Below are 10,888 nucleotides of genomic sequence, written 5' to 3'. Positions count from 1 at the left end.
CCTTTGTATTTAAAGAGATTTTTCTAAGCCTCTGATTTTCTGAGCTAAGTGTTATTATATATTTACGTTGCATGTCTAATTTTTGAAGCAGATAAAATAAATACCCCCCTGAGGAAATAAGAAGGGTTAAGAAGGCTATGGTCATAAATGCTCAATCCCTCTTGAATAAATTATAATATAGTATATTATAAAGTCTTAAAAAGGTGACAAATAATTTCCATTCGTTATATAATTTTATTGAGGTGATGCATAATGAAAATTAAATTAAAAGACATTTTATCATCCAGTAATAATATAGTGTTCCTTGGAGGCGCAGGAGTATCCACGGAAAGCAATATTCCTGATTTTAGATCCGAAACAGGACTTTACAAGGTTTCAGAAAACAAAGGATATCCGCCGGAAGAAATATTAAGCCACAGCTTTTTCATAAACCATAAAGAAGATTTTTATAAATTTTACAAAGACAAGATGATATACAGAAATGCTAAACCCAATGCTGCTCATTATGCCCTGGCTGAACTTGAAAAAATGGGCAAGTTGAGGGCTGTGATAACTCAAAACATCGACGGGCTGCATCAAGAAGCAGGCTCTAAAAATGTTCTTGAGCTTCACGGAACAGTAAAGGACAACTATTGCATGAAGTGTAAAAAGCATTTTGACTTGGATTATGTTTTAAGCAGCCAAAGCAGTGTGCCTAAATGCGATAGCTGCGGCGGCAACATAAAACCAAAGGTAGTGCTTTATGAGGAAGCTTTGGATCAGCAGGTTATGAGGGAAGCAGTAAGATATATATCAAATGCAGAGGTCCTGATAGTAGGAGGCACCTCTCTTATGGTATATCCTGCGGCGGGATTGATTAACTACTTTAAAGGAAGATATCTTGTGCTTATAAATAAAGCCACCACTTCCTTCGACAGCGTTGCGGATCTTGTAATAGTAGACAGCATAGGAAAGGTGCTAGGTCAGGCTGTCAAGCAGCTTAAGGAGATTTAATTATTTTGTCACTTGTCAGGTGCCTGGCACTTGGGAAATATTGTAACTCAGAAAATGTTGTAATATTGGCAAAAGTTCATTTGATTGTTTATAATAGATATAAACCATTGGATTTTGGGGTGATTGTATGGATGATAACCGACAGAAAGAAATTGCAGCTCAGCTTTTAGACATAATACCTATATTTAAAAATAAATTTATGAAGCCTATAGGTGAAATGGTTCATGGAGGCTTGAAGCCTTCGGAGTTTTTTGTTCTTATGCTTTTATGCGAAAATAAGAGCTTTACCATGACAGAGCTGGCTAATAAGCTGGAAATATCTAAAACAAATTTAACCCCTATGGTGGATAAATTGATTGAAGGCGATTATATTCATCGTTTTAGAGATGAAAGGGATAAGAGAGTTATAAGAGTTGAAATATCCAGCAGGGGCAAGGATCTTATAGATAAGCATAAGGATGTATTTGAAAGAATCATCAGTGAAAAACTCAAAATCCTGTCCTCTAAAGATCTCAATGACCTTTCCGAAATAATAGAAAAGTTTCACAATATTGTTCTCAAGCTTTAAAATTTAAAAGTGAACATAATAAAACACCTATAACATTACCTTTTTAAATTATGCTATAGGTGTTTTTCTAATATTATGCGTATATTATAATTATATGTTTATTGATTAAACCGATATATTGATGAAACTGGTCTATTAATAAAATTGATTTGTTTATGAAGCTTATTTAATATTAATCTAATTTGGGCAGATTTATTTCAGCATTATTTTCCAGATGATTTTTTATTATTTTGAATTATTCAAACCAGAGCTTGATTTCTCTTTCAGCGTTTTCTTTGCTGTCAGAGGCATGAACGGAGTTGAGGTTTGTGCTTAAAGCGTAAAGCTTTCTTATGGTTCCCTCATCTGCTTTTTCAGGGTTGGTAGTACCGTTTAGCTTCCTCACCTTTTTTATAGCATCCTCACCTTCAAGGACTAAAGCTACCACAGCACTTCTGGTTATATAATTTATGAGATTATCGTAATAATCTCTGCCTTTATGTTCCTCGTAATGCTGTTCAGCCAGATCTCGAGAAACCTTAAGCATCTTCATCTTCACAATTTTTAAATCATTATCTTCATATATAGAAAGTATTTTCCCGATAATATTTCTCTCCACAGCATCGGGTTTAATAAGTACTAAACTTTTTTCAGCCATTTTTATAACCTCCATTATATGCAGCATTTATTTCTTATTACGTATTATATCCCATATTATGGACTTGTGTCTTTATATTTTAAAACAATATACACCTTTTAATTCTCAAATATCAGGAGTTGGTAAATTGAAAGAAATAATTATAATCATATTAATCATAGAAATAGCAGCCTTGTTTTTGTACCTTCAAAATAATTGGATATATATAAATAAAATAAGATACAGCACTGAAAAACTTCCCGAGAATTTTAAAGGAATGAGAATAGTGCACCTTTCTGACCTCCATTCAAAGGATTTCGGTCAGGGAAACAAGACGCTTCTTGAAAAAGTTAGAAGGCTTAATCCGGACATTATTGTTTTTACCGGAGACCTTATAGACAGCAGGAGATATGAGGAGTCTGTAAGCTTTAATACCATGAAGGAGCTAAGGAAGGAAGCACCTTTATATTATTGTATAGGGAATCATGAAGCCAGAAGCAGCGGCTTTGAAGCGTCCTTGGAAAAAAAGCTTAGGAGCATAGGGATTAGGGTTCTTAGAAATTCCGGTGAGTTCCTTGAAAAAAGCGGTGATAGAATTTTTATAATGGGAGTAGAGGACCCTTTTAAGGAATCAAAGGGATATTATACAGGAAAAAAGGATAAAGAGCATTTAAAAAGGTATATTGATGAGGCATTAAGTGGAAAAGGGGTTTCAGCGGAGGACTTTAAAATTCTATTAAGCCATAGACCTGAACAGCTCAAATTATACAGCGAAGAAAAGATGAATTTGGTCTTTTCCGGTCATGCCCATGGAGGGCAGATAAGAATACCTTTTATAAAAAGAGGGATTCTGGCACCTAATCAGGGATATTTTCCAAAGTATACCTCTGGGCTTCATATAATGGAGGATACCGCATTAGTTATAAGCAGAGGATTGGGCAACAGTGGTTTCCCTTTCAGGGTATTTAACAGGCCGGAAATAATATTGGTGGAGCTTGGATAAAACACCTCAGCTCCACCAAATTAATTATTATTTTTATCATGTATAGCTTGGTCTATAACTATTACGAGAGCCAGCATAAAAGGAATATTTTCATCATCAGCGATATATATTTCATAGGTATCTCCAAAGGAAAACCATTTTTTGCTTAAGGAAGCGGCATTTTTAGAAGAATTTTTTATTACGGAAAAATCGTGAGCGGTATAATCTCCTTCTATATTAAAGCTTCCATATAAGCTTTCAATATTAAAGCTGTGAGAAAATAGCCTGACTTTTTTTCTTATATTAGCAAGAAGATTATTTCCGGCATATATATTATATTCCGGCATTAAGCTGAACACCTTCTGCTCAATATAAATCAATTCATTATTATACTTATCGTAAAGCCTTAATTTATTTCCAAAGGAAAATACTTGTCCTTTAACATAAAAGGCTTCTTCATCCTGTTGATTCCAGATAACAAAGCTATCTCCTAAAGAAAAAAGCTTTTCTTTAATATAAAATCTCATAATCTTCCTTCACTCCCCTGTTCAGCGGTAGATAAACATTATGCAATTGAGCTGCCATATATTTTAAGCATATTTGCAGATTTGAAAATGGGAAAACATATGCCCAATATATACATGGAATATCCTCAGGCTTATCCCTATAAAAGGTCACCGCTTTTAATTTGCAGCCTATATATATTATATCGGGTAATATTTTTTATTGTATATATAACAAAAAAATTATAAAGATATAATTATTCAGGATTATATCGGCGAAGCTTTTTTATTTTCCATATAATTTATATAATCTATTGAAACTATCAGAGGAAGGATAAGGTTCTTATAGGATTTGTTTTTAATAGTAAGGACATAATGATCCTGAAGTATGCTGTTTTTTCTGCTTACAGAAGCGGTTTCCAAGCCTAAATCATTAATTAGAGAATATTCCTGATTATAAATATCCCCTTCTAATCTAAACACTCCATACATAGTCTTTATGGAAATATCCTTGGTTATGGATTCGAAGTTCTTTTTTATCTGTGCAGCTTCTTTATTTTTCATCATGATCTTATACTCCGGAAGAGGTGAATTCAAAGCCTGTACTGAACACAATTCTTCACCGCTGTTTTTGTTTAAAATCAACAGTTTATTATTTAATCTAAAGGTTTTCTCAAGAACTTGAAAGCATTCCATTAGATTCTCATCTTTAATGATATTCTTACTGTCCATATTAAAGAGGTTTATGTTGATATAATATTTCATGATAATATCTCCCTTCACCGCCTATAATAAAAGAATTATTAAACTGTAAAAACATTTTTCTAAATCAGACTGATAATGTAAAAGCAGTTATTAATCAGTTAAATAATAATAAAGTTAATATGAATATATCAGATAATAAGTGCTTTTAAAATGTAGAAATGTTAAAATTAATTAAAAAATAATATATAGGATTTAGAGGTGGCTTATGAATAGAGCTTTACAACATTATTCTGAAAAACTGGATAAACTCACTGAGAAATCAAAGGCTCTTAAAAGAGAAATTAATTTTTTAAGCCTTACAAGGCTTATTATTTTTTTAGGTGCAGCAGCGGTTTCCTTTTTAGCATATAAAAATGGTAAGTATTTATATTTAACTGTGGTGGTTATGCTTTTTCTGGCTCTGTTTATATACGCAGCCTACAGACACAGCAGGGTGATAGATGAAAATTTATATAATGAAAGCCTTATTTATGTAATCAAAAAGGGGATTAAAAGGGCAGAGGGAAGTTTTAAGGATTTTAGTGAAACCGGAAGTGAATTCATAGATAAAAAGCATCCCTACAGCTACGATTTAGATATTTTTGGAGAGGCATCTTTATATCAGATGATAAATTCTGCTGTAACCTGTATGGGAAGAGAAAAATTGGCGGAAGAGCTTCAAAGAAAGGTGATTTTCACCAGAGAGCAGATAGTTAAAAGACAGAAGGCTGTCAATGAACTGGCAGGAAAGGCGGATTTCAGAGAAGAGCTTGAAGCTTTGGGAGTAATGAATAAGGGGGAAATGTCCCAGCCTGATGCGCTTCTTAATTGGAGCCTTAAAAGGGAAAAACTCTTTTCATCCAAAGCTTTTAAGGCCTTAATATATAGTTTGAACCTTATAACAGTTACAGTGCTTGTATTGATGGCTTTTAAGGTTGTGGATTATAAGGTGTTACTGCTGTCCACTCTTTTCAATGCTTCTGTACTTCTCTTTGGGAAAGGCAGGAGGGAAGAGGCTTTAGAAGTAATTAATATTTATAAAAGCAATATAAATACCTATTTCAAAATGCTTGAAATCCTGGAGCAGCAGAATTTTGAAAGCGAGCATTTAAGAAATCTCCAAAATAAACTTAAAAAGGATGACAGAAGTGCAGCCTTTCAGCTTAAGAAGTTTGCAAAAATTGTGAATAGCTTAAAGGACACAAAAAATGCATATTATCTGCTTTTCAATGTACTGTTTTTAACGGATTACCATATGCTTTTTTCACTGGAAGTCTGGAAGGAGCTTTATGGAAAGGGTATAAGCAGTTGGCTTGAAGTATTAGGAGAAATTGAGGCTTTAAACAGTCTTGCAAATATATATTATGTCCATGAGGACTGGTGTCTTCCAAGGATTGTGGAATACAATATCATTGAGGGGGAAGAGATAGGTCATCCCCTTATCGGTGAGGAAGTGGTTAGGAACGATTTCGCCCTAAAGCACCCTAAATCACTGGTTCTGGTTACAGGTTCTAACATGTCCGGTAAAAGTACCTTTTTAAGGACGGTGGGTATAAATTTGCTGCTCAGCTATCTTGGTTCCGCTGTAAGTGCAAAAAGCTTCACCTGCGGAATTATGGATATTTACACCTGTATGAGGGTTAATGACGATCTTAAAGAGAATATTTCTTCATTTTATGCTGAGCTTTTGAGGATTAAGGAGATTATCGCTGTAAGTAAAAGTGGCAAACCTCTTTTCTTCCTTATGGATGAGATATTTAAAGGAACAAATTCAAAGGATAGACATAAAGGTGCAGAGGTTCTAATAAACCAGCTTACCAGGGAAAATACCATAGGAATGGTATCCACTCATGACTTGGAATTAACTGCTCTGGAAAAGGAAAACTCAAAGGTGGTTAATTATCATTTTAGGGAATATTATGAGGATAACAAGTTGAAGTTTGATTATAAATTAAGAAAAGGCTTTTCAACTACTCAAAATGCTCTCTATCTCATGAGAATGGTAGGCATTGATGAGGTATAAAAATACAAAAAATATCAGGACATTGTGTTTAGCTGAGGTACTGAATCCCGCAAAGGTTAATGCTTCCGCAATTAAATTCAATAAATAGAGTAAATCCATAACTTATCCGACAAAATAACATAAAATGTGTTGACAGGATTTTAAAATGTCTGTATAATAACACTTGTGTTAACGAACCATTAACTTTTGAAAGTTAATAAAAAAGTTCTTTTTAACAAAGAAATCCTGTTAGCATATTATGGCCAGATAGCTCAGTCGGTAGAGCAGAGGACTGAAAATCCTCGTGTCCCTGGTTCGATTCCTGGTCTGGCCACCATAAAACCCGATACAATGGTGTATCGGGTTTTAATTTTGCCCAAGAAAACTTTTTGTTTAATCTCTTTAATCTCTTAGTAATGTATTGGCTCACTGCTTTTATGAGCTATGGTATATGTACTGCAAATATTATAAAGATATTTGCTGCATATGCTTTTTTTTTACTAATATTCTGTGAAAATCATTATAATATAGATAAGTATGTAAAATAGGTGGGGTTAAAATGATAAGTTTAACGGATAAATTGGCTCAGACCATAGTTAATAAAATGATGAAAGTTATTCCTTATAACGTAAATATAATGGATTCTCAGGGAGTTATAATAGGAAGCGGGGATATAAGCAGGATAGGAAAGATCCATCAGGGAGCTGTAACCGCCATAGAAAAAAAGAAGCTTGTAGCTATTTATAAGGATGCAGGGGCAGCAAAACCGGGAGTAAACATGCCTATTTATTTTAAAGAGGAAGTGGTAGGAGTAATAGGCATAAGCGGAGAACCTGATGTGGTAAGTCCTTTTGCTTCTATCGTAAAAGTCACCGCTGAGCTTCTCATCAATCAGGAAAGCCTATTTATTGAAGAGAGATCCCGGGAAAAGAAAAGGGAAGAAGTGCTTTATCAATGGGCGTTTTTAAATGAAGAGTATGAAGAAGATTTCATCAAAAGAGCGGCCTCTTTAGATATAGATTTAATGCTTCCAAGACGTGCCGTTGCAGTAAGCTCTAAAACCTCCAAAAAAATAAACTTAGATAAACTAAGGATGCATCTTACTGATAATGAATACTTAATAAGGATTAATCCTCAGGTAATACTGCTGTTTTTAAAAAAGGATGAAAGATTAAGCTACAGAACCAAAGAGATTTACAGGGTCTTCGGAGAAAATGCCTTTGTAGCTGTAGGAACGGAAAATCACATAATGGCTAAATCCGTAAATGAGGCTCTAAAAACCTTGGATATTATAAAAAAGGTCAACTTAACTCCTGGCTTCTGCAGCTACATTGATATAATTCCCATTGATGCTCTTTCTAATATCGGTTATAAAGAAAAGTATATTAAGCTTATAAAAGCTCTGGAGGAGGAAGGGAAGGGCTCTGACCTCATAGAAACCCTTATTGTATTTATAAAGAATAACGGAGAAATAAACCTTATATCTAAGGAAATGCATCTCCACAGGAACTCACTTAACTACAGACTTCAAAAGATTCATGACATAACAGGAAAAAGCCCTAGAAGCTTCAAGGATCTTTTAGAACTTTTTACTGCCCTTATATTATATAAACTTAATAGTTGATTCTGAAAATTTCAACAAAGCTACAATTTATATTTGTAAATTGTGGCTTTTTTCATTTATAAAGGAAAGCTTTTAGTGCAAATGCATAAAATATTTTAAAATCCTCTAACAAGTTTACAATGAATAATTAACTTCCATGCTATAAAATAAAATTGTAAACGAAATCATAAATAAATATTTAGGAGGAATTGAAATGCAAGTTACAGCGTTAGGAGCAATAGCTGCATTGGTAATAGCCATTGTACTTATTATTAAAAAAGTACATCCGGCTTATGGGTTGATTATTGGAGCTGTCATAGGGGGATTAATCGGAGGAGCGGGAATTACAGAAACCGTTAACCTTATGATAAACGGAGCAAAAGGGATAATGCCTGCAGTTCTTAGAATTTTAACTGCGGGAGTTTTAGCGGGAGTGCTTATAGAATCAGGAGCTGCTGCTAAGATTGCAGAAACCATAGTGGATAAATTAGGAGAATCAAACTCACTTATAGCACTTGCTATAGCAACTTTAGTATTAACCACAGTAGGAGTTTTTATAGACGTAGCGGTTATTACTGTAGCACCTATAGCATTAGCTATCGCTAAAAAAGCAAATTTTACAAAAACTGCTATACTTATGGCTATGATAGGGGGAGGAAAGGCAGGAAACATGATGTCTCCAAATCCTAATGCCATAGCAGCATCGGATGCATTTAAAATACCATTAACTTCAGTTATGGCTGCTGGTATAATTCCAGCTATATTTGGACTTGTTGTAACCTGTATTATAGCTAAAAAGCTTGCACATAAAGGTTCTTTGGTAAACCAGAGCGAGATAGCTGTATCTGCAGAGGAAAAGCCAAACTTCTTCCCAGCCGTTGCAGGACCTTTAACCGCTATAATAATACTTTCTTTAAGACCATTGTTTTCAATAAATATAGATCCTCTTATAGCACTTCCTATAGGCGGTGTAGTAGGAGCTCTGTTTATGGGGAAAATTAAAAACATCAATAAATATGCTACAGCGGGACTTGCAAAGATGAGCGGTGTTGCAATACTTCTTTTAGGTACTGGTACCATCGCGGGAATAATATCTAACTCAGGACTTAAGGATGTTATTATAAACGGAATAAATGCCGTAGGACTTCCAGCCTTCGCTTTAGCACCGATTGCAGGAATATTGATGTCAGGAGCTACAGCTTCTACAACATCAGGTACAGCGGTAGGAAGCCAGGTATTTGGACCAACTATACTTGATCTTGGCGTTAAGCCAATATCTGCTGCAGGGATGATTCATTCCGGAGCTACAGTGCTTGACCACCTTCCACACGGAAGCTTCTTCCATGCTACCGGCGGAAGCGTATTTATGGAGATGAAGGAAAGGCTTAAGCTCATTCCTTATGAGTCCTTAATAGGATTAATCATGACTGTAGTATCAACCATTATATTTGGATTTATATTAAAGTAGCAGTTTCTTAAAAGAGCTGCTGTCTGTTGATAATTATAAAATAAACACAGCAAATTTCGTACTTGTCTATGCAGTATTACATGCAGCTATTGGCTTAATGATAAAAAGCTAAATGTTGAATTAATAAAAAGTCATAAGAAGCAATATAGAGAGGAGTAAAAACCATGAAATTTGTTTTGGCACCGGATTCTTTTAAAGAAAGCATGACAGCTAAAGAAGCTGCTGATGCTATGGAAAGAGGAATTAAAAGGGTTATAAAGGATGCAGAATGCATCAAAGTTCCAATGGCTGACGGAGGAGAAGGAACAGTACAATCCCTTGTAGATGCCACTTTCGGAGAAATTATAAATGTTAAGGTATTGGGACCATTAGGAAAGGAAACAGAGGCTTCCTTTGGAATACTTGGAGATGGCAGTACCGCAGTGATAGAAATGGCCAGTGCCAGCGGGCTTCATCTGGTAGATAAATCAGAAAGAAATCCTCTTTTAACAACTACCTATGGAACAGGGATGCTTATTAAAGCGGCTTTAGACAGAGGGGTAAAAAATATACTCATAGGCATAGGAGGCAGTGCCACTAACGATGGAGGCGCCGGAATGATCCAGGCCTTGGGAGCTAAGCTTTTAGATGAAAACCAAAAAGAACTTCCCTTTGGCGGCGGCAGTCTGGGCAATTTAAAGGATATAGATTTATCTAACCTTGATCCAAGGCTAAAGGATTTAAAAATAGAGGTCGCCTGCGATGTGACCAATCCTTTAACTGGAGAAAACGGAGCTTCTCATGTTTTCGGACCACAAAAGGGTGCAACCTTAGAAATGGTTCAGATTTTAGATAAAAATCTGGCTCATTATTCAGCGGTAATAAAAGAAAAGCTTGGCAAGGATATAGCAAATGAACCTGGAGCCGGAGCGGCAGGAGGTCTTGGTGGAGGCCTTATGGCATTCTTAAACGCTGAGCTTAAGCGGGGGATTGATCTGGTAATAAAATTTACCGGTCTTGAGGAGAAAGTAAAGGGTGCAGATTATGTGTTCACTGGTGAAGGAAGCATAGATTTCCAAACCATCTGCGGAAAAACCCCCTATGGAGTATCCGCAACAGCTAAAAAGCATGGAATTCCCGTTATAGCCTTTGCCGGCCGGATAGGGGACAAGGTAGAAGTGCTTTATGATCATGGTATCAACGCAATAATAGGTATCCTCCCTGAGGCCATGACTTTAGATAAAGCCCTGTCTCAAGGGACAGAAAACATGGAGAGAGCAGCAGAAAACATAGCAAGAGTGTTAAATATAAAAAAGTAAAATTTAAAAGCAAAAAAATGGGAGCACCCCTGGGGTGCTCCCATTTTTATTCCAGTAACATATTTTGTTTAAATAACATAATATGTACAGAACGAAAAAACTAGTTCGATC

The 10,888-nt window shown here is 35.3% G+C and carries 10 protein-coding genes and 1 tRNA gene; 8 read left to right on the top strand and 3 right to left on the bottom strand.

All coding sequences use genetic code 11. From position 1 onward, the window contains the following. Positions 1 to 252: 252 nt before the first annotated feature. Together TA89_RS12130 and TA89_RS12125 are read left to right on the top strand one after the other, a co-directional pair. Complete coding sequence (locus TA89_RS12130; protein ID WP_040213704.1) at positions 253 to 993, top strand: NAD-dependent protein deacylase; 741 nt, start codon at positions 253 to 255, stop codon at positions 991 to 993. Positions 994 to 1,120: 127 nt separating this feature from the next. Beyond that, a complete protein-coding gene (locus TA89_RS12125; RefSeq protein ID WP_040213702.1) occupies positions 1,121 to 1,561 on the top strand; it encodes a MarR family winged helix-turn-helix transcriptional regulator in 441 nt (146 codons plus the stop codon). Between the two features lie 235 nt (positions 1,562 to 1,796). Here the strand turns inward: TA89_RS12125 and ndk are convergent, their stop codons facing one another. Next, positions 1,797 to 2,198 (bottom strand): nucleoside-diphosphate kinase, encoded by a 402-nt coding sequence (ndk, locus tag TA89_RS12120; protein ID WP_040213701.1) that lies wholly within the window; start codon positions 2,196 to 2,198, stop codon positions 1,797 to 1,799. Between the two features lie 127 nt (positions 2,199 to 2,325). On the opposite strand from ndk, the gene TA89_RS12115 reads away from it, so the two are divergent. After that, positions 2,326 to 3,180: a metallophosphoesterase gene (locus TA89_RS12115; RefSeq protein ID WP_242850136.1), complete on the top strand. Its 855-nt coding sequence runs from the start codon at positions 2,326 to 2,328 to the stop codon at positions 3,178 to 3,180. A gap of 20 nt (positions 3,181 to 3,200) precedes the next feature. Here the strand turns inward: TA89_RS12115 and TA89_RS12110 are convergent, their stop codons facing one another. Together TA89_RS12110 and TA89_RS12105 are read right to left on the bottom strand one after the other, a co-directional pair. Next, the gene (locus TA89_RS12110) at positions 3,201 to 3,686 is read right to left on the bottom strand and encodes an LURP-one-related/scramblase family protein (RefSeq protein WP_040213700.1); all 486 of its coding nucleotides are present in this window, start codon (positions 3,684 to 3,686) and stop codon (positions 3,201 to 3,203) included. Between the two features lie 243 nt (positions 3,687 to 3,929). Beyond that, positions 3,930 to 4,427 carry an LURP-one-related family protein gene (locus TA89_RS12105; RefSeq protein ID WP_040213698.1) on the bottom strand — a complete coding sequence of 166 codons (498 nt, stop codon included), beginning with the start codon at positions 4,425 to 4,427 and terminating at the stop codon, positions 3,930 to 3,932. A gap of 205 nt (positions 4,428 to 4,632) precedes the next feature. Between TA89_RS12105 and TA89_RS12100 the strand changes: the two genes are divergently transcribed. From TA89_RS12100 to TA89_RS12075, 5 genes are all read left to right on the top strand, one after another. Beyond that, entirely contained in the window at positions 4,633 to 6,429 is a 1,797-nt protein-coding gene (locus TA89_RS12100; protein WP_040213697.1) for a MutS family DNA mismatch repair protein, read from the top strand. 240 nt (positions 6,430 to 6,669) lie between these two features. Beyond that, positions 6,670 to 6,745 (top strand) — tRNA-Phe (locus tag TA89_RS12095). Positions 6,746 to 6,967: 222 nt separating this feature from the next. Next, positions 6,968 to 8,032 (top strand): CdaR family transcriptional regulator, encoded by a 1,065-nt coding sequence (locus TA89_RS12085; protein WP_040213693.1) that lies wholly within the window; start codon positions 6,968 to 6,970, stop codon positions 8,030 to 8,032. A gap of 187 nt (positions 8,033 to 8,219) precedes the next feature. After that, a complete protein-coding gene (locus tag TA89_RS12080) occupies positions 8,220 to 9,479 on the top strand; it encodes a GntP family permease (RefSeq protein WP_040213692.1) in 1,260 nt (419 codons plus the stop codon). Positions 9,480 to 9,643: 164 nt separating this feature from the next. Beyond that, positions 9,644 to 10,777, top strand: coding sequence for a glycerate kinase family protein (locus tag TA89_RS12075; protein ID WP_040213689.1), 1,134 nt, complete (start codon positions 9,644 to 9,646; stop codon positions 10,775 to 10,777). The last annotated feature ends 111 nt before the right edge of the window (positions 10,778 to 10,888 follow it).

It is taken from the genome of Clostridium polynesiense (assembly GCF_000820705.1).
GTDB classification, from domain to species: domain Bacteria; phylum Bacillota; class Clostridia; order Clostridiales; family Clostridiaceae; genus Clostridium_AA; species Clostridium_AA polynesiense.
Note: the sequence above shows the minus strand (reverse complement) of the source record. Positions and strands in the feature narration are given on the sequence as shown.